Raw genomic sequence first — 17,343 nt, 5'->3', positions numbered from 1 at the left:
AGCTGAGCACCTCCGCGAAGCGCCAATACCGGGTATGGACGAGTGCCACCAGACGAAGGGCCATGGCCGAAGCCTATCGGCCCATCGTGCGCGGATTTCTCCTGCCGGGCGCCGCTTATTACTTCCTGGTCACTTGGCTCCATTGGCAGGACGAAAGCGGGTTCAGTCTTCTGATCCTCGGCGGCATCAGTTTGCTCACAGCCGTTTCCTACACGGCCTTCCGTTGGCTGCTGCTGCCAGCCGGCCGGACTTCGTTGCCGCGGCTGGAAGCAGTCGGCTTCGCCACCAATCTTCTGATGTATTCGAATGTACTCGCCTACATGCTTTTGCATTTTGAGGAGCAGAAGCTCATCTATTTCGTGCTGATGGCGGTGGTGTTCTCCACCTCGGGCGTCACCCTGCGCGCAACGCTGGCCAGCGTCGTGCTCTCCATCGGCAGCCTGTTCTGGTTTTCCGCCCAGGCTTCCCCCGATATAGCCAAGCAGTTCGTCTTCATCGGCTTGGCCACCTCCTTTGCCGCCTTCGGCATGGCGAGCCTCCTGCGCAAGGCGATCCTTCGACAGATCGATGCCCGACTGCTCGCCGACCAGCTGGCGGCACGCGACAGCCTGACAGGCATTGCCAACCGCCGTTCGGTCTTTTCCCGCATCGATGAACTGGTCGAGGAGAAGAAGCCGTTCTGGGTCGGCATTCTCGATCTCGATGGCTTCAAGTCGATCAACGATATCTACGGCCATGCCGTGGGCGATCACCTGTTGTGCGAGGTCGTCGAGCGGCTGAAGCTCCGCCAGCGACAAGGCCTCGAGTTCGGTCGCATCGGCGGAGACGAGTTCGCCATCGTGATCGAGGGCGACCCCGGTGAAATCGAGGTCGAAGCCTTCGGCAACAGTCTGATCCACGACATCTCCCAGGACTATGATTTCCAGCCGCTGCAACTGTCCGTGAGCGGCACGGTCGGCTTTGCGCAGTTTCCGGCCATGGGAACCACTGCAAGACAGATCTACGAGGAAGCGGACTTCGCCCTCTATCGGGGCAAGCAGTTTGCCCGCCACCAGTCGACGATCTTTACCGTCGATCAGGACAAGGAAATGCGCGAGAGCCTGGCGCTCGAACGGGCGCTCCGAGAGGCGCGCATGGAGGATGAGTTCCATCTCCTCTTCCAGCCGCAATTCGATATTGCCGCCCGAAGGGTGGTGAGCTTCGAAGCGCTTGCACGCTGGCAAAGCCCGACGCTCGGTCCGGTGCGGCCGGACCGTTTTATCCGGGCCGCCGAGCGGGCGGGTCTCATCCAGCAGGTCACCCGCATTCTCTTCGGCAAGGCGCTTGATGCGCTGGAGCTCTGGCCGGACGAGATCACTGTCTCGTTCAATCTCTCAGCCCAGGACCTGGCCGACCGTGCCTTCGTCTTCTCCCTCGCTGCCCAGGTCCATGCACGCGGCATCAGCCCCGCAAGGATCGAGTTCGAGATTACCGAGACGGCGGTGATGAAGGATATCGCCACCTCCCGCATTCTGCTGGAGGATCTCTCCTCCGCCGGCTTCAAGATCGCGCTCGACGATTTCGGCTCGGGCTATTCCAGCTTCGAATACATCGACCAGTTGCCGCTGAACAAGGTCAAGATCGACAAGAGCTTTGTGCGCAAGGTGGCCGATAGCGTTACCTCCCGCGAGGTGGTGGCCGCCATCATCACGCTTTGCCGCAACCTCCATCTCAAATGCGTCCTGGAGGGCGTGGAGACCGAAAGCGAGATGGCAACCCTTGCACCCCTGTCGCCGCAGCTGATCCAGGGCTACCTCTTCGGTAGGCCGATGTCGCAGCGCGACGTGCTGAGCCTTCTCCTGCGCGCCGAACAGCAGGACGCCGACAGCAGTGCGGCCTGAGCACTGACGCGCTCTTTAGGCCGCAGAGCTAGCCGCTCAACGGTGGGACTGGGGGAAGCTGTCCGGTCATGCCGTCTCGAGAGCGACCTTAACGGCGATATCTGCCATGGCGAGGATCGCCTCGCGCGAGTTTGCCGCAGCGATGAAGCGGCCGTTGTGGCAGAAGCTGGCGCCCTTGACGCCGCAGACGGCCTCAAGGTCACCATTGCTCAAGCCCGCCCATGCGGCGGGCAGGTCGGCCCGCTGCTCGAAGCTGTCTTCCACCTTGCGGATCCCGGTGATGCACCAGTCTTTGTCGCGCGGATGTACTACAAAGAGCAGGTGGTCGGCACCCGCTTTGACGATGGCAGGGCGGAAAGGCATGCCCATCGGCAGTTCGAGGACGCGGCGATCACCCGTTGCGGCGATGGCGTCGAGCACCATGCTCTCGGCCCGCAGTTTGGAGGCGCGTTGCGCAATGCCGGCTTCGACGATCGCGCGGGCGATCGACAGTGCCGCATGGAAGCCGCGATCATCGGCGCCGGGCTGCTTGTCGTCGAAGACGGGCTTCAGCGTTTCGAGCAGGCTCGGCAGGGTCAGATCCGCGAGCGGTCCGGCCGTTGCAGGGCTGAGCGCCCCGTTGTCCAGGAGGTCGACCGGCAGTACGAACTTGGTGTCGAAGCCCTTGTGAATGGCCTCGACATGCCCAGAGGGAATGCCGACGGCGGTGAGGTAGTCACGGCCGTAATGCTTCCAGATAAGGCCAAAGGAGCTGTAAGGCTGGCCATCATCGCGCAGCGGTGCGCCACGCTGGTGGTGATCGAAGATCCTGCTATCCGCGTCATAAGCGCCGCCGACATCATAGATGATGCGGTCTGTTGCGGGCGTGATCCAGTCCGGCGCGCGGCTGCGCACGATCGTCGCATCCGGGAAAAGGCGTGTCAGGATCACGGACGACAACAGTTCGTCGGCATGAAAGCCGCCACTATGGGTGACGAGATGGGTAATGCTCATACCGGGCGGGACCTTTGGCTGACGATGCTGATCGAGCCTTCCAGATAGCGGCAGCCGCCGGTCAACTCAACTGCCAATCGTCAATTGAGGGTACGCACCATGCCTGGGCTGTCGAGCGAGAAGGCTGGGATCTCGACGTCGAAGCTCTCACCGTCGTCGGTTTCCATCCGATAGGTGCCGTACATCATGCCGGATGGCGTATCGAGCGGGCAGCCGGAGGAGTATTCGTAGGTGTCGCCGGGATCGAGGCGCGGCTGCTCGCCGATCACGCCGGGGCCGCTGACCTCGTCCACCTGACCGTTCTGGTCGGTAATGTGCCAATAGCGATGGGTGAGGCGGACGGTTTTTGCAGAGTGATTGGAGATCACGATCCGGTAGCCCCAGACATAGCGGCTGTCATCCGGGTCCGACTGTTCCTCGAGATAGTAAGGTTCGACCAGAACCTCTATGTCCCGTGTCAGTGCGCGATACATGCGTGGACCCTGCGAAAACTTGCCTGCGATCATGACAGAAATGGCGCTCTTTGTGGCGGTAACAAGATCAGCCACCGAACGTCACGATGCTTTCAAGGGATAACGACGCAACCGGACCCGTCAAGGGCAATTGCTCAGCCGCGAGGATTATCGCGGCTGAAATTGTTGCAATATGAAGCGCTTTGAACGGTGCTCAGAGGCCTTTGATGGCCTTGGCAAAGTCTTCCAGCAGGTCCTGCGTGTCTTCGATGCCGCAGGACAACCGAACGGTGCCGCCTGAGATTCCGAGCTCTGCCCGGGCCTCGTCGGAAAGGTTCTTGTGCGTCGTCGTCGCCGGATGGGTGATCAGGCTCTTGGCGTCGCCGAGATTGTTCGAGATCTTGATGATCTCTAGCGCGTTCTGCAGCTTGAAGGCCGCTTCCTTGCCGCCCTTCATCTCGAAGCAGACCAGCGTCGAGCCGCCGGTCATCTGCTTGGCGATGATATCGGCCTGCGGATGGTCCTTGCGGCCCGGATAGATCACCTTGCCCACGGCAGACTGCTCGGCCAAGAAATCGGCGATCGCCGTTGCATTCTCCGTCTGCTGCTTCACGCGCAGCGGAAGCGTTTCCATGCCCTTCAACAGCGTCCAGGCATTGAACGGCGACATGGCGGGACCCGTGTGACGGAAATAGTCGTGCAGGTTCTCGTTGATCCATTCCTTCGAAGACAAGACGACACCACCGAGGCAGCGGCCCTGGCCGTCGATATGCTTGGTCGCGGAATAGACGACGACATGCGCGCCGAGTTCGAGCGGCTTCTGGAAGAGGGGGGTCGCAAAGACGTTGTCGACGATCAGCTTTGCGCCGATCTGGTCGGCGAGCTTGGCCACGCCTGCGACGTCGATCACTTCGAGCGTCGGATTGGTCGGGCTTTCGAGGAACATCACCTTGGTGTTCGGCCGGATGGCCGCTTCCCAATTGGCGAGGTCGCGACCATCGACCAGCGTGCACTCGACGCCATAGCGCGGTGCCAGCGTCTCGACGACATAGCGGCAGGAGCCGAACAGCGCGCGGGCAGCGACGATATGGTCGCCGGCCTTGACTTGGCAGAGCACGGCGGCAGCGACGGCGGCCATACCCGAGGCCATGGCGCGGGCATCCTCGGCACCTTCCATCATGCACATGCGCTTTTCGAACATGTCATTGGTCGGGCTGCCATAGCGGGCGTAGATATAGCCGTCGTTCTCGCCCTTGAAGCGGGCTTCTGCCGCTTCCGAGCTTTCATAGACGAAGCCCTGGGTGAGGAAGATCGCTTCAGACGTCTCGCCATAAGGAGAGCGCAGCGTGCCGCCATGGACGAGGGTGGTGGCCGGGCGCCAGTTCTTGCTCATGCACGTGCCTTTCGAACACAAAAAAACCGGTCGCGTGAACGGACCGGTTTCGTAAACCCGGTCTATTTAGCCACTTGTTTAACGTGGCTGCAAGCCGACCGGCCAAATCACCACGGGATAAGGCTGCCTTACGCCTTCGCGGCCCTTGCGTCAATTGGTGGGCTTTGGTTTTGTCGGGCCCAAACAGGATTGAGATCATGACCTTGAAACCCGGGATTTTGTCCGATCGCGCGATCGGCGCCTTGTTCGGTGGCGGCCAGCTGAAGAGCGAGGTCATGCTCGACAAGGACCAGATCCAGCCGGCAAGCCTCGACCTGCGTCTGGGCGGCAAGGCGATCCGCGTTCGCGCCAGCTTCATGCCGGGCCGCGGCCACACCGTGGCCGAAAAGCTGGAGCGGCTCACCCTTCACGAGATCGATCTCGAAAACGGAGCCGTGCTCGAAACAGGCTGCGTCTACATCGTGCCCTTGATGGAAAGCCTCGACCTGCCGGCGGAGATCTCGGCCTCCGCCAATCCGAAGAGCTCGACCGGCCGCCTCGACATCTTCACCCGCGTGATGGTCGATTACGCCCAGGAATTCGACAAGGTACCGGCCGGCTACAAGGGCCAGCTCTATCTTGAGATATCGCCGCGCACCTTCCCGATCATCGTGCGTCGCGGTTCACGCCTGTCGCAGATCCGCTTCCGCGTCGGCCACGCCCTCCTGGGCGAGGCCGAGCTTTTCGATCTCCACAAGGCGGAAACTCTCGTCGCAAGCGACATGCCGAATGTCTCCGGTGGCGGTATTGCGCTGTCGATCGATCTGAAGGGGTCCGGTCCGCAAGGCCTGATCGGTTATCGCGGCAAGCACCACACCTCGGTCATCGACGTCGATTTGAAGGGCGCCCACGAGGTGCTGGATTTCTGGGAGCCGCTCTACAGCCGCGGCCGCGACGAACTGATCCTCGATCCGGACGAATTCTATATCCTAGTCTCCAACGAGGCCGTGCATGTTCCGCCGCTCTATGCTGCCGAAATGACGCCGTATGACCCCTTGGTCGGCGAGTTCCGCGTGCACTATGCCGGCTTCTTCGATCCGGGCTTCGGCCATGCCCCGGCCGGTGGCTCAGGCAGCCGCGCGGTTCTGGAAGTGAGAAGCCACGAAGTGCCCTTCATCCTCGAACACGGCCAGGTCATCGGCCGCCTGGTATACGAGCACATGCAGGAGCGCCCGGAGGGCCTCTACGGCACGGGGCTCGGCTCCAACTACCAGGCACAGGGCTTGAAGCTCTCCAAGCATTTCCGCCTGCCCTGACAAAAGAGGGCGCAGCATTCGTGCCGCTTTCCGTCCCATCCGGCTTGACACTCCAGCCGAACTGTTGGATTTCTCAACCCGTCGCGGGTGTAGCTCAATGGTAGAGCAGCAGCTTCCCAAGCTGAATACGAGGGTTCGATTCCCTTCACCCGCTCCAACTTCCCAGCTATTTTCCCGCAAACTTCGCAAACGCTGCCAGCAAATCCCCCAGTCGCTTGGCCGTCGCCTCGTCGGTGAGATTGCCGTCTCCGTCAAACAGCGTATGTGCCCGCGACACCATCAGCCGCTTCTCTGAAAATGTCCGGCAGCCGAGTGTGTGCAGGACCGGGAGCCAGGCATTCTGGCTCAGCAGCGTGCCAAAATTGCCGGGTGAAGCGCCGACAAGGGCGAAGGGCTTGTTGCCGAAGACCTTGGCCATGTCGGAAGAGGGGCGCGACAGCCAGTCGATGGCGTTCTTGAAAGTGCCGGGGATGCCGTTGTTGTATTCGGGCGTAAACAGGATCACGCCGTCGGCCGCGATGATCTTTCCCTTCAGGGCCGTGACGGCCGCCGGGATGCCTTCGGCTTCTTCCAGGTCTCCGTCATAGAGCGGAATGCCATGAATGCCGGCTGTCTGCAGAGCGTAGCCCTCGGCCGGCAAGCCGGCTGCGGCCTTCAAGAGTGCCGAGTTGAGCGAGCCCTTGCGCAGGCTTCCTGAAATGCCGAGCAGTGTCACCATGGTCTTTTCCTTGTCTCGATTTGTTATAAGGGAGGGTAGAACAGGGAGATGAGCATGACCAGCGGCCTGCACCACATCACGGCGATCACCCGGAAGATCCAGGCCAATGTCGATTTCTATTGCGGCTTTCTGGGCTTGCGGCTCGTCAAGCGCACGGGCGGTTTCGAGGATGCGGCCCAGCTTCACCTGTTTTACGGCGATGCGGTGGCAAGCCCCGGCTCGCTGGTGACGTTCCTGGCCTGGGAAGACGGTTCCCCCGGGCGCGTCGGCCATGGTGCGGCAAGCGAGATCGCCTTTGCCATTCGCCCCGAAGCGATCGGCTTCTGGCTCACCCGAGCGCTGCAGTTCGGCGTGGCAGCCACAGGTCCCGCAACCGAATTCGGCGAACCGGTGCTGAGGTTGACCGACCCGGATGGCATCATCGTCAAGCTCGTCGGCACAATGGCGGTCGAGCCAGGGGAGGCCTGGGCCGTGCGCGGCATCGAGCCTCGCGACGCAATCACCCGGCTGCGCGCCGCGACCTTGTTGTCGGAAAAGCCGGCAGAAAGCGTCGACTTCCTCTGCCGCCATGCCGGCTTTGAAGTCGATGCGACCGAAGGCACGATCACGCGGCTGACCTCGATGAGCGGACAGGCTCTCGACGTGCGCGATGCGGGAGGCTTCTGGCCGGCAGCTCCGGGAACCGGTGCCATCGACCATATCGCCCTGCGCATGGCAGATCGCGCCGCCGTCGAAATGCAGGCGGCCGCTCTCAGATCGCGCGGTGACGACACGATCAACATGCACGACCGCAAATACTTCTACTCGCTTTATGTCCGCGAGCCGGCCGGTGGGCTGATCGAACTCGCCTCGGATGGTCCGGGCTTTGCGATCGACGAGCCATCGGACACGCTCGGCAGCCGGCTCTTCATCCCCGAACACTTTCATCTGCGTCCGGAAGACATCGTGCCGATGCTGCCGCAATTTGGGCTTCCGGGCGAGCCGCGCATCATCTATCGCGACCTGCCCTTCGTATACCGGATCCATGAGCCGGAGACACCGGATGGCGCGACGCTTCTGCTCCTGCATGGAACGGGCGGCAACGAGGCGAGCCTCCTGCCCTTCGGGCGCAAACTGGCGCCTTCCGCCACTCTGATTGGTCTGAGAGGCCGCTCGACGGAAGAAGGCATCGCACGCTTCTTCCGCCGCTTCGGCCCCCGGGATTTCGATCAAAAGGATATCCGCGCGGAAGCGGAAGCTTTCGCCGCCTTCGTCGAAGAGGCAACACAGGCTTATGGTCTGGACAAAATCCGTGTCCGTTTCGCCGGTTATTCCAATGGCGCGAATTTCCTCGCCGCAGCCATCATGCTGTTTCCCGGCCTCGTGCGGGATGCACTGCTGCTGCGTCCGGTGCCGGTGCTAGCCGATCCGCCGGATGTCGATCTTGCGGGCACCCGCATCCGTATCCTCGCCGGCGCCGACGATCCGGCAGCCGGGGAGGCCTCCGATCTGGCGGAACAACTCCAGGCGCGGGGTGCCACGGTCGAACTGCTAACCGTGACTGGCGATCACACCTTGTCGAATGCCGATGTCAGCGTCTCGGCGGACTGGTTCGGTTGAACGAGGCCGGGCGGCAGAGATCCGCTGCGGCTTGGTCTGTGCGGTGTCTTGTTCCAGTGGAAGGGCTTGAGCCTGAGTTCGAGGACCGCCTTCCAGGCGGCGAGCGAGACGGCCATCCAGTAGATCGGGATCATCGCCCATTTCCAGCCCATGCCCTTTTTCTCCCGGTCGGTCATCGGGGTCGCGCCCAGCGCGAAGAAGACCGCGTAGCTGCCGAGGATGTTGAAGACGTCCATCGCGAGCATCATCGTTGTGAAGACATTCGGCTGCGGCGCGGGGATCTGCATCAGCGACATGACGGACAGCGTGACGAAGACGATCAGCCCCGGATGGCTCAAGGCCGCGACCAGCATGCCGCCGACGAGAAGCTGGAAGACGAGGAAGGAGAGGGGGCCCATGTCGCGGGCGGTGCGCAGAGGCTGGCGCATCAGCACCAACCAGGTCTGTAACCACCCCTTGTACCAGCGGGTGCGCTGGGCGAGCCAGACGCGGAACTCCGTCGGCGCATCCTCATAGGTCGGAAGCGTCAGCGTCGAAGAGCGGTAACCCATGCGACAGAGACGCATGCCGAGATCGGCATCCTCCGTTACATTGAAGGGGTCCCAGCCGCCGCTTTCCCGGAGCAGGGCCGTTCGAAAATGGTTCGACGTGCCGCCAAGCGGCAGCGGCAGCCGGTAGAAGCCAAGCGCCGGCAGCAGCCGGCGGAAAAGCGCGGAATACTCGAGCGCAAAGATCGCGCTGATCCAGCTTTCTCCGGCGTTGCCTATCACCAGTGGCGCCTGCAGGCAGGCAAGCTCTGAAGGGCCGAGCCGGAAGGCATGGAAGGCCTCTCGCAACTGTTGCGGATGCGGCCGGTCCTCCGCGTCGTAGATGGTGAGAAGCTCGCCACGCGCCCCGGCAAGCGCATAGGTGAGCGCCTTCGGCTTGGTGCGCGGCGCCATATCAGGCACTTCCACCACCTCGATATGCGGCCCGAGTCGCGCCTGCCGGATTGCCTCCAGCGTCTCGCGGTCATCCGCCTCGCAGACCAGCTTCACGTCGAGCAGGCTGCGGGGCCAATCCAGCGCGTCGAGCGCCGCGATCAATTGCGGAACGACAGCAGCTTCACGGTAAAGCGCGACCATCACGGTGTAGACCGGCAGGGCGTCGGAGCCGCTTTCGAGCGAGACTTCCGGCTTCGGGTGACGTTTGCCATGCGAGACCGCCATGATCCGCAGGAAGAGCGCCGCCGTGTGGAAGAACGACAGCAGCATATGGGCAGCGACGACAGCGAGCAGGGGCGCGAAGACCAGAAGCAGGCTGATGAAACAGAGGATCGCGCCGGCGACGAAACCCTGGTCACCGGTGACAACCAGACGCGCCGACAGCGACTGCACGCTGTCGAACAAGCCGCGCACGGCATGGCTAACCCGACGGGTCTCCCCTACTTTCCAGGTGGCTCTCCGGATGGCGGATGGCGTCGTGACGACGAGACTGCCGGCGCCGTTTGCATGGCGTCCGAAGCGTCTGGCAAGGCCTTCCATATGTAGGATCTGCGGTGCCACCGCGACCACCGGCGGCCTGTCCTTGTGATGCAAGCGCAGCATGCGCGGCTCGACAAGCTGCGTGTCGCCATAGGCGTGATCGGAAAGGAGGGAGGGATCGATCTCGGCGAGAAAGGGCAGGCCATACATGCGCGCAAGGCCGGCGAAATAGGCCTCTTCTTCGATCGCGCCACTCGCCAGCAGTTCCACTTCGATCGAGGTGCCATTCGTTGCCGCCCGCTGCGCCATGCGCGCAATCAGCGGCTTGGAAATCCCGAGGATATGCAGAAGACCGGCTTCCGTCTTCAGATGGTCAAACCTTGAGGGGCCGGTCGCGTGGTTCACGCTCCGTTGGCCATGCTCTCGCGTCGACCCATGGCGCGCGGCGACGATCCGCGGGCCATATTCCCTCGTCCACACCAAGCTGCTACACGTCATTCGCTCGGAATAACGCCCCACTCATACCCCGGTTGATGATGATAGAGATGCGCGCAAAAGTTACATCCCTAGATTTAATGGGGTTGTGGGCCACGATTTTCGGTCTTTTGCTGTGCCTCCTTCTGTCAGCACCCACAGCCCGGGCTCAAGCGACGGATCTTCCGATTCTGTTCGACGCCCGTGAGCGGCTGGTGCGGCCCGATGTCAGCAGCGTGTTGCGGCTTCGCTTTCTGACGACCACCGATTTTCCGCCCTTCAACTTCACCGACCAGAGCGGTCGTCTGTCAGGCTTTCACATCGACCTTGCCAGAGCGCTCTGCGAGGAACTCGGCCTGCAGGCGCGTTGCCAGATCCAGGCTCTTCCCTACGGCCAGCTAGTCTCGGCGCTTGAAGCGGGGCAGGGGGAGGCGGTGATGGCAGGTGTCGCGGTGACGCCGGAGCTCAGGCAGAGGTTCAATTTCACGCGGCCCTATCTCCTCCTGCCGGCGCGCTTCCTGATGCAGGGCGACACGGTGCTGCCGCGCCAGGATGCCGAGGGGCTCTTCGGCCGCAAGGTCGGCGTGGTCAAGGATACCGCCCACGCGGCGATGCTGAACAGCTTCTTCCCCGATATCGAAGCCGTCGCTTTCGACACCCAAGACGCTCTGATGAAGGGCCTGAAGGAAAAGCAGGTACCGGCCGTCTTTGCCGATGCCCTGCAGCTGTCCTTCTGGATGATGAGCCCGGCGGCAGCCGGCTGCTGCCGGTTCCTCGATGGCCCCTTCCTATCGGAGAGGCATCTGGGAGAAGGCATGACGATCATGGTGGGCGGCCAGGATGCCGCGCTCATGGCAGCGCTCGAAAGCGCGCTCGCAGCCCTTTCAAAGGACGGCCGGCTGGAGGAGATCTATCTTCGCTATTTCCCGGCCGGCCTGTTCTGAAGCGGGTTCCTCGAAGTGGGAACCGGCTGAGCCGTCAGATCCGGCGATAGCGGGCAGAGGCGCTGCGTTCCAGCGCCGCGCAGACCAGCTTGTCGAGCCCCAGGCGGTCGCGCAGCATCTGCAGCAGGCGCAACTCTTCTGCACGCACCGAGAGATCGACCGCTGCGATCTCGACAGCCAGCGCATAGGCCGTCTCATGCAGCCAGTCCGGCAGTGCGTCGCGGATCGTTTCAAGCACGATATCGAGGCCTTCCGGCCCGGAGAGCAGGGTGGCGCAGCGCTGCGAAACCTCGATCAGGTGTTCCTTGTCGAAATTCTCGAAGACCGGAAGAATGTCGATCAGCTGGCCGATGCGCACGAGTTCCTTTTCGGCCATGGCATTGTCGACGGCGGATGCCATGACCATGACGAAGATCAGGGCTTCTTCCGGAGATACGGGCTTGTTCATGTAAGGTGCTTTCCAGTTGCAGTCGCCAGAGAGTAGGAGGCGCAGTGAGGCCTTTCAAGGGAGGTCGTCTCGGTGTGCCGAGTAGCGTCCTTCGCATTACCGCACAGGGTCACCAAAAAGCCCGCGTTTTGCGGCGCGGGCTTCCTCGGAGAGTGTGGCAAGGGCGGAGCCGGGCTCGGCCTCAGCCCATCCGTATTTTGCAAGCCACGACGAGACATCCTGAACTCCGACCCAGCAGCGCGTGCGGATCTCCCCTTGCCATGCAGCAGAGCCTGTTTCGCAGGTGAGCGACCGGTTGCGCAGGAAAAGCCGTTGCTGCGTGCGGGCCATGACCCCACAGGGCCAGGACGTGCCATCTTCCGCAAGACAGGTCCGGTCCGGATCTGTCTCTGCAATATCGGCAAGGCGAATGCGCTGGTCGGCATTGAAGGCAACGACACCGGCCGAAAGACTGAGCGGGCGATGTAGGAGAACGACCTTTGGCCGTGCCCGTTCCTCGACCGGCGAGAGGGGCGCGCGTGCGGCCACCCGTTCCAGATCTCCGCTGTCGGTGAAGGCCGGGGAACCAAACGTCTCTGGCTCGATCGCCCGGACCGCGCGCCGCGCTTCCGCCTGAGGATTAGGCTCGATCAGCTCTTCATCCGCTGCCCCGACTTCGGGCAGATCGAGCTCTGAGGGATCCGGCACGTCGAGATCCTCGATGTTGTAGTCTACGGGATCTTCCCGCAGGCTCTCGCCGGCCTGCACGACCAGATAGGCCCAGAGAAGGAGCCCGATCGCGCCTGCGATGAAGGTGCCAATGCGTCGCATAGGTGCGTTTTCCTACTGGCTTGCCCAGATGATCCGCGCCACCCATTCGACATCGCTCATGTCGAGAGTGCGGGGCGGATGGTCTGGGTTGAGCGACTGCAACTCGATCGACTTGGCGCTCTGGCGGGCGAGGATCTTCGCCATGACTTCGCCTTCGCGGGTCTTCACCACGACGCGGTCACCACGGCGGACCTGGGCGCCGGGCTCGACGATCAGGATGTCACCGTCGCGGTAGAGCGGCTTCATGCTCTCGCCCTGGACCTCCAGCGCATAGACGCCATTGTTGCGGCCGGGCGCTGCCGGGAATTCGACCAGATCCCAGCCCTGGCCGGCGGGAAAGCCGCCATCGTCGAAGAAGCCACCGGCACCCGCCTGGGCCATGCCCAGCAGGGGGATCGAGCTTGCCTGAGGGGGAAATGTCCCTTGGGGCAAGGGGCTGCCGCGCAAGGCTTCGGGAGAGACGTATCGCATGAACTGGTCGAGGCTGGCGCCTGTCGCTTCCAGCACCTTGGCGATGGATTCGGTCGAGGGCCAGCGCATGCGTCCATCGGCGCCGACACGCTTGGATTTGTTGAAGGAGGTAGGGTCGAGGCCCGCCCGGCGCGCAAGACCTGATGGCGTCAGCGAATGCTGCTCCGCCAGCCGATCAATCGCGGCCCATATGCTGTCATGCGAAAGCATGTTCGCGCCTCTTCAGCGCCGGAAACATCGAGTTCCATTCTCCGGCTTTGACGCGAATATTAGAGGATGGAACATGGTTAGTAAAGCAGAAAAGGAATAAAATCCTCTGTTCCGCTCAAGCAACCATGGCCATGTTGATCTTGCCGAGCTGGATGACGGCCTGTGTACGGCTGTCTACCTTGAGCTTCAACAGGATGGCCGAAACATGTGCCTTGATCGTTGCTTCCGACACGCCGAGTTCATAGGCGATCTGCTTGTTGAGCAGGCCTTCACCCAGCATGCCGAGCACGCGGCCTTGCTGTGGTGTAAGGGTTCTCAGGCGATTGATGAGATCTGCGACATCGGGATCGGTTTCCTGCCCGCCTTGATAGCTTGCGGGCGTGGCGATGTCGCCTTCCAGCACGGACTGGATGCTCGATCGTATCTCGTCGATGCCGGCCGATTTGGAGATGAAACCGGAGGCTCCAAGCTCAAGCGCACGGCGAATGGTGACGGCATCGTCGGTGGCGGAGACAATCACCAGCGGCAGGCTCGCAAATTCCGCGCGAAGCGACATCAAGCCGGAGAAGCCGGACACGCCGGGCATGGCAAGATCGAGCAGCATGAGATCCGCGTCCGAATGTTCCGCGGCCGCCTTGCGTGCCGCTTCGAAGTCGCCGGCCTCGATGATGGTTTGTGTTCCGTCGATGCCGGTCACGGCCTGGCGCAACGCGCCACGGAACAGCGGATGATCGTCGGCGATGATAAAGGTCGATGCAGCCATGTCACAGCCCCCTCCCAAGAGCGATGTCATATTGCGCGCGATTGCGTGCCCTTCTTTTAGCGCTTGCCGAGGCACTAGACAATGGTCGTGCAACGAATGGGCGAAAGCAGGCTTTGTCGAGGTCAGGTTCGATCTGGAACGGCGCCCTGCTGCGTTTCCTGCTCCTCGCCCTGGAACTCCTGTACGAGGCCAAAAAAGGCCCGCATGAAGCGCTCCATGATCCCGATCGATCGATCGATCTCGGCATCACTCGGAAGCTCGCCGCTTCGCGCAACCGTGCTGCCGGCGATCTGTTTTTCCAGAGCCTCGACCCGCTTTTCCAGCCGCGCGAGATCCTCGTCATAGGCCGCCCGTTCGTCCGCCGCCATCCGGCAGGTGAGCGTGCCCTCCGCTTCTGTGCAGAGCGTGACCGCGCCCGTCTGGCGATCCAGCCGGACGAAGCCACTCTCCGATTTCTCCAGCGTATAGCGGTCGGTCGCGGCCTCCTGCGCCATGGCGAAGGGAGTGCAAAGCGCAAGAAAAGCGAATGTCAGGACTGTTGTCTGCGTGATGGCCATGGATGCCTCCTCCTGTCGTCCGTCTCGCCGGGCGTGGACATTTGTCCGCGTTTGCGGCAAACCGCCTCGACCCTCATGATCTGCGAGAGACCGGACCTTGGACAAGACCATATACAAGATCGTGCCGAGAGAATTATGGCAGGAGGCCCGCGCGGCCGGGCTTTTCAAAGGCGCGTCGATCGATCTCAAAGATGGCTACATCCATTTTTCGACGGCTGCCCAGGCGATCGAGACGGCACGGCTGCATTTTGCCGGTCAGGCCGATCTTTTGCTGGTCGCTGTCGACGCCACCCTCTTTGGCGAAGCCCTGAAGTGGGAGGCGTCACGCGGCGGCGATCTGTTCCCGCATCTCTATGCCGATCTGCCGCTCGATGCCGTCATATGGGAAAAGCCCTTGGCCCTCGGGGATGATGGCCTGCATATCTTTCCAAGCCTCGTCGAGGAGAACCGCTGATGCTTGACCTCTTCTCGCTCGGCCGTCGCGGCCTGTTTCTCTTTGATGCCGAAACCGCCCATGGTCTTTCTGTCGCAGCGCTGAAGACCGGCCTGGTTCCGGCCTGCAAGACACCCGCCGATCCGCGTCTGGCTCAGACGGTCGCCGGCATCCGTTTTCCAAATCCGCTCGGCATGGCAGCCGGTTACGACAAGAATGCCGAAGTGCCGGATGCGCTCTTGTGGCTCGGCTTCGGTTTCGCCGAAGTCGGCACGCTGACCCCGAAGGGGCAGGCCGGCAATCCGAAGCCGCGCATCTTCCGCCTGGAGCGCGACCGCGCGGTGATCAACCGCCTGGGCTTCAACAACGAGGGCCATGCCGCAGCGCTGGCGCGTCTCTCCGCGCGCGGCAATCGCTGCGGCATTGTCGGCGTCAACATCGGCGCCAACAAGGATGCAACGGACCGCATTGCCGACTACGTCGCCGGCATCCGACGCTTCTATTCGGTGGCCACCTATTTCACGGCCAATATCTCCTCGCCCAACACGCCGGGCCTGCGTGACCTGCAGGCGAAGGAAAGCCTTGATGCTCTGCTGTCGGCCGTGCTCGCCGCTCGCTCGGAAGAGGGGCTGAAGGCCGGCAAGCGCCTGCCGGTTTTTCTGAAGATCGCGCCGGATCTCACCGAAGAGGGCATGGACGACATCGCCGAGGTCGCAGCCGCCCATGATCTCGACGGCCTGATTGTCTCGAACACCACGCTATCCCGCGACGGCCTTGCTGATGCGACGCTCGCGGGCGAGGCGGGAGGCCTCTCCGGCGCGCCGCTGTTCGACAAGTCGACCGCTGTCCTTGCCCGGATGCGCAAGCGCGTTGGACCCAACCTTCCGATCATCGGCGTCGGCGGTGTCTCCTCCGCGGAAACGGCGCTGGAGAAGATCCGCGCCGGCGCCGATCTCGTGCAGCTCTATTCCTGCATGGTCTATGAAGGGCCGGCGCTACCGGGACGCATCGTGAAAGGTCTGTCGAGCCTTCTCGATCGCGAAACGGTCGCCAATATCCGCGAGCTGCGCGATTCTAGGCTCGATCACTGGCTGTCGGTGAAGGTCTGATCGGTCTTCGGCTTCAACCTTGCGAGTAGCAGCAGCCCGCGCAACCCGAGAAACACGTTGAGCGCGATCCAAAGCCCGTGATTGGAAAACAGCGGCACGAGCACGGCTACGCTGGCGAGATAACCGGCGAGCGCCACGAGCATCATGTTGCGCATCTCCGATGACCAGGTCGCGCCGATGAAGACGCCGTCCATGTGAAAGGCGAGCGCTCCTGTCAGCGCCGTCAGCGCCGCGTAGATGAGGTAGGTCTCGGCAACGCTCCGCACATCGCCGGCTGTTGTGATGAAGCCGATGATCGCATTCCCGAAGATCAGGAAGAAGGCGAGGCTGGCCAAGGCCAGCCCGAAGGACCAGAGCCCCGTGAGCTTGACCGCCCGCTCGAAGGCTGACCGCTGCCGTGCCCCTATCGTCTCGCCGGTGATCTGTTCGGCTGCCGTAGCCATGCCGTCGAGATAGAAGCTCGCGATCATGAAGAAGTTCATGAGAACCGCGTTGGCAGCCAGCGTCACCGCGCCAAAGCCGGCGCCGATCCGAGTCATGACCGTAAAGGCCGTGATCAGCGAAAAGGTGCGGATCAGGATATCGCGGTTGAGCCGGAAGAGCGCCATCAGTTTCGCACGGTCCGTGACCATGGAGACATGGGGAACGGCGGCCGGCCCATAACGCCAGAAGATGAAGGCAAAGCCGGCGAGCATGGCGACGACCTCGCCGATAACAGTGCCCCAGGCGACGCCGGCGATGCCGAAGCCGAAGGTGATGCCGAGCAGGATCGACGTGGCGATATTGACGCCATTGAGCAGGATCTGCAGCGCAAGACCGACGGAGCCGAGCCCGCGCCCAAGCACGAAACCGAGCAGGGTGAAGTTCGACAGCGTCACCGGGGCGGCGAGAATGCGGATGCCGATATAGGTCGCAGCCGCCGCCTGCACGCCGCCATCTGCACCCATCATCGCCGGACCGAAGCCGACAATGGCGGGGGATGCGATGAGGATGAGAAGGCCGAAGCCCACGGACAAGACGATCGAGCGCCAGAAGACGGCGAAGAGTTCCGTCGTCTCGCCGCGTCCCTGTGCCTGTGCAACAAGTGCCGTTGTGGAAGCCCGAAGAAAATTCAGGCTGGCAAACAGCAGGTCGAACAAGGCCGCTGCAATCGCAAGTCCCGCCAATTGCGCCGCGTCACCGCTCCGCCCGACGACCGCAGTGTCAGTGAGGCCGAGCAGTGGTGTGGTGACGAAACCGAGCGTCATCGGCACCGCGATTGCAAGCACGCTGCGGTGGCTGACCTCGATCGGCCGGGATGAGAAAGCGGATGGGCTGTGCATGGGAAGCTC

Annotated in this window: 17 protein-coding genes, 1 tRNA gene and 1 riboswitch; of the genes, 7 read left to right on the top strand and 11 right to left on the bottom strand. The window is 62.6% G+C overall.

Features of this window, described 5'->3' with window-relative positions:
• Positions 1–62: 62 nt before the first annotated feature.
• Positions 63–1,880 (top strand): putative bifunctional diguanylate cyclase/phosphodiesterase, encoded by a 1,818-nt coding sequence (locus tag AC02Y0_RS16355; protein WP_476379928.1) that lies wholly within the window; start codon positions 63–65, stop codon positions 1,878–1,880.
• A gap of 66 nt (positions 1,881–1,946) precedes the next feature.
• On the opposite strand, the gene AC02Y0_RS16350 is transcribed toward AC02Y0_RS16355, so the two are convergent.
• From AC02Y0_RS16350 to AC02Y0_RS16340, 3 genes are all read right to left on the bottom strand, one after another.
• On the bottom strand, positions 1,947–2,873 hold the full coding sequence (locus AC02Y0_RS16350; protein ID WP_476379927.1) for an MYG1 family protein: 927 nt from the start codon (positions 2,871–2,873) through the stop codon (positions 1,947–1,949).
• Between the two features lie 80 nt (positions 2,874–2,953).
• Positions 2,954–3,346, bottom strand: a complete 393-nt coding sequence (gene apaG / locus AC02Y0_RS16345) for a Co2+/Mg2+ efflux protein ApaG (RefSeq protein ID WP_476379926.1) — start codon at positions 3,344–3,346, stop codon at positions 2,954–2,956.
• A 193-nt stretch (positions 3,347–3,539) separates the two neighbouring features.
• Positions 3,540–4,718: an O-succinylhomoserine sulfhydrylase gene (locus AC02Y0_RS16340; protein WP_444559277.1), complete on the bottom strand. Its 1,179-nt coding sequence runs from the start codon at positions 4,716–4,718 to the stop codon at positions 3,540–3,542.
• 45 nt (positions 4,719–4,763) lie between these two features.
• Positions 4,764–4,842, bottom strand: a riboswitch (SAM riboswitch).
• 73 nt (positions 4,843–4,915) lie between these two features.
• Here AC02Y0_RS16340 and AC02Y0_RS16335 point away from each other — a divergent pair.
• Together AC02Y0_RS16335 and AC02Y0_RS16330 are read left to right on the top strand one after the other, a co-directional pair.
• A complete protein-coding gene (locus AC02Y0_RS16335; protein WP_476379924.1) occupies positions 4,916–6,013 on the top strand; it encodes a 2'-deoxycytidine 5'-triphosphate deaminase in 1,098 nt (365 codons plus the stop codon).
• An 83-nt stretch (positions 6,014–6,096) separates the two neighbouring features.
• Positions 6,097–6,170, top strand: a tRNA-Gly gene (locus AC02Y0_RS16330).
• A gap of 9 nt (positions 6,171–6,179) precedes the next feature.
• Here AC02Y0_RS16330 and AC02Y0_RS16325 read toward each other — a convergent pair.
• The gene (locus AC02Y0_RS16325) at positions 6,180–6,731 is read right to left on the bottom strand and encodes an NADPH-dependent FMN reductase (protein ID WP_476379923.1); all 552 of its coding nucleotides are present in this window, start codon (positions 6,729–6,731) and stop codon (positions 6,180–6,182) included.
• Between the two features lie 54 nt (positions 6,732–6,785).
• Here AC02Y0_RS16325 and AC02Y0_RS16320 point away from each other — a divergent pair, with 54 nt between their 5' ends.
• The gene (locus tag AC02Y0_RS16320) at positions 6,786–8,330 is read left to right on the top strand and encodes a VOC family protein (RefSeq protein ID WP_476379922.1); all 1,545 of its coding nucleotides are present in this window, start codon (positions 6,786–6,788) and stop codon (positions 8,328–8,330) included.
• On the opposite strand, the gene AC02Y0_RS16315 is transcribed toward AC02Y0_RS16320, so the two are convergent.
• Complete coding sequence (locus AC02Y0_RS16315; protein WP_476379920.1) at positions 8,279–10,198, bottom strand: glycosyltransferase family 2 protein; 1,920 nt, start codon at positions 10,196–10,198, stop codon at positions 8,279–8,281. The two genes, AC02Y0_RS16320 and AC02Y0_RS16315, sit on opposite strands and share 52 nt — an antisense overlap.
• Positions 10,199–10,338: 140 nt before the next feature.
• On the opposite strand from AC02Y0_RS16315, the gene AC02Y0_RS16310 reads away from it, so the two are divergent.
• A complete protein-coding gene (locus AC02Y0_RS16310) occupies positions 10,339–11,211 on the top strand; it encodes a transporter substrate-binding domain-containing protein (protein WP_476379919.1) in 873 nt (290 codons plus the stop codon).
• Positions 11,212–11,245: 34 nt separating this feature from the next.
• Here AC02Y0_RS16310 and AC02Y0_RS16305 read toward each other — a convergent pair whose 3' ends face one another.
• From AC02Y0_RS16305 to AC02Y0_RS16285, 5 genes are all read right to left on the bottom strand, one after another.
• Positions 11,246–11,659: a tellurite resistance TerB family protein gene (locus AC02Y0_RS16305; protein ID WP_476379918.1), complete on the bottom strand. Its 414-nt coding sequence runs from the start codon at positions 11,657–11,659 to the stop codon at positions 11,246–11,248.
• A gap of 96 nt (positions 11,660–11,755) precedes the next feature.
• Positions 11,756–12,469 carry a thermonuclease family protein gene (locus tag AC02Y0_RS16300; RefSeq protein WP_476379917.1) on the bottom strand — a complete coding sequence of 238 codons (714 nt, stop codon included), beginning with the start codon at positions 12,467–12,469 and terminating at the stop codon, positions 11,756–11,758.
• A gap of 12 nt (positions 12,470–12,481) precedes the next feature.
• Complete coding sequence (locus tag AC02Y0_RS16295; RefSeq protein ID WP_102018996.1) at positions 12,482–13,150, bottom strand: S24 family peptidase; 669 nt, start codon at positions 13,148–13,150, stop codon at positions 12,482–12,484.
• A gap of 115 nt (positions 13,151–13,265) precedes the next feature.
• A complete protein-coding gene (locus AC02Y0_RS16290; protein WP_476379916.1) occupies positions 13,266–13,913 on the bottom strand; it encodes a response regulator in 648 nt (215 codons plus the stop codon).
• A 122-nt stretch (positions 13,914–14,035) separates the two neighbouring features.
• A complete protein-coding gene (locus tag AC02Y0_RS16285) occupies positions 14,036–14,470 on the bottom strand; it encodes a hypothetical protein (protein ID WP_476379914.1) in 435 nt (144 codons plus the stop codon).
• A 97-nt stretch (positions 14,471–14,567) separates the two neighbouring features.
• Between AC02Y0_RS16285 and AC02Y0_RS16280 the strand changes: the two genes are divergently transcribed.
• Complete coding sequence (locus AC02Y0_RS16280; RefSeq protein ID WP_476379912.1) at positions 14,568–14,924, top strand: DUF952 domain-containing protein; 357 nt, start codon at positions 14,568–14,570, stop codon at positions 14,922–14,924.
• On the top strand, positions 14,924–16,012 hold the full coding sequence (locus AC02Y0_RS16275) for a quinone-dependent dihydroorotate dehydrogenase (RefSeq protein ID WP_476379910.1): 1,089 nt from the start codon (positions 14,924–14,926) through the stop codon (positions 16,010–16,012). The genes AC02Y0_RS16280 and AC02Y0_RS16275 overlap by 1 nt, the downstream gene beginning before the upstream one ends.
• Here AC02Y0_RS16275 and AC02Y0_RS16270 read toward each other — a convergent pair.
• Positions 15,988–17,334 carry an MATE family efflux transporter gene (locus tag AC02Y0_RS16270; protein WP_476379908.1) on the bottom strand — a complete coding sequence of 449 codons (1,347 nt, stop codon included), beginning with the start codon at positions 17,332–17,334 and terminating at the stop codon, positions 15,988–15,990. The two genes, AC02Y0_RS16275 and AC02Y0_RS16270, sit on opposite strands and share 25 nt — an antisense overlap.
• Positions 17,335–17,343 lie beyond the last annotated feature (9 nt).

It is taken from the genome of Allorhizobium sp. nf9_anc, assembly GCF_056323085.1.
This window is presented reverse-complemented; position numbering and strand designations above follow the sequence as displayed.

Bases quoted from the DNA above. Each gene is read 5' to 3' on its own strand.
- apaG (WP_476379926.1), bottom strand. From the start codon at position 3,346: ATGTATCGCGCACTGACACGGGACATAGAGGTTCTGGTCGAACCTTAC.
- AC02Y0_RS16355 (WP_476379928.1), top strand. From the start codon at position 63: ATGGCCGAAGCCTATCGGCCCATCGTGCGCGGATTTCTCCTGCCGGGC.
- AC02Y0_RS16320 (WP_476379922.1), top strand. From the start codon at position 6,786: ATGACCAGCGGCCTGCACCACATCACGGCGATCACCCGGAAGATCCAG.
- AC02Y0_RS16335 (WP_476379924.1), top strand. From the start codon at position 4,916: ATGACCTTGAAACCCGGGATTTTGTCCGATCGCGCGATCGGCGCCTTG.
- AC02Y0_RS16270 (WP_476379908.1), bottom strand. From the start codon at position 17,334: ATGCACAGCCCATCCGCTTTCTCATCCCGGCCGATCGAGGTCAGCCAC.
- AC02Y0_RS16340 (WP_444559277.1), bottom strand. From the start codon at position 4,718: ATGAGCAAGAACTGGCGCCCGGCCACCACCCTCGTCCATGGCGGCACG.
- AC02Y0_RS16285 (WP_476379914.1), bottom strand. From the start codon at position 14,470: ATGGCCATCACGCAGACAACAGTCCTGACATTCGCTTTTCTTGCGCTT.
- AC02Y0_RS16295 (WP_102018996.1), bottom strand. From the start codon at position 13,150: ATGCTTTCGCATGACAGCATATGGGCCGCGATTGATCGGCTGGCGGAG.
- AC02Y0_RS16305 (WP_476379918.1), bottom strand. From the start codon at position 11,659: ATGAACAAGCCCGTATCTCCGGAAGAAGCCCTGATCTTCGTCATGGTC.
- AC02Y0_RS16290 (WP_476379916.1), bottom strand. From the start codon at position 13,913: ATGGCTGCATCGACCTTTATCATCGCCGACGATCATCCGCTGTTCCGT.
- AC02Y0_RS16275 (WP_476379910.1), top strand. From the start codon at position 14,924: ATGCTTGACCTCTTCTCGCTCGGCCGTCGCGGCCTGTTTCTCTTTGAT.
- AC02Y0_RS16310 (WP_476379919.1), top strand. From the start codon at position 10,339: ATGCGCGCAAAAGTTACATCCCTAGATTTAATGGGGTTGTGGGCCACG.
- AC02Y0_RS16325 (WP_476379923.1), bottom strand. From the start codon at position 6,731: ATGGTGACACTGCTCGGCATTTCAGGAAGCCTGCGCAAGGGCTCGCTC.
- AC02Y0_RS16350 (WP_476379927.1), bottom strand. From the start codon at position 2,873: ATGAGCATTACCCATCTCGTCACCCATAGTGGCGGCTTTCATGCCGAC.
- AC02Y0_RS16300 (WP_476379917.1), bottom strand. From the start codon at position 12,469: ATGCGACGCATTGGCACCTTCATCGCAGGCGCGATCGGGCTCCTTCTC.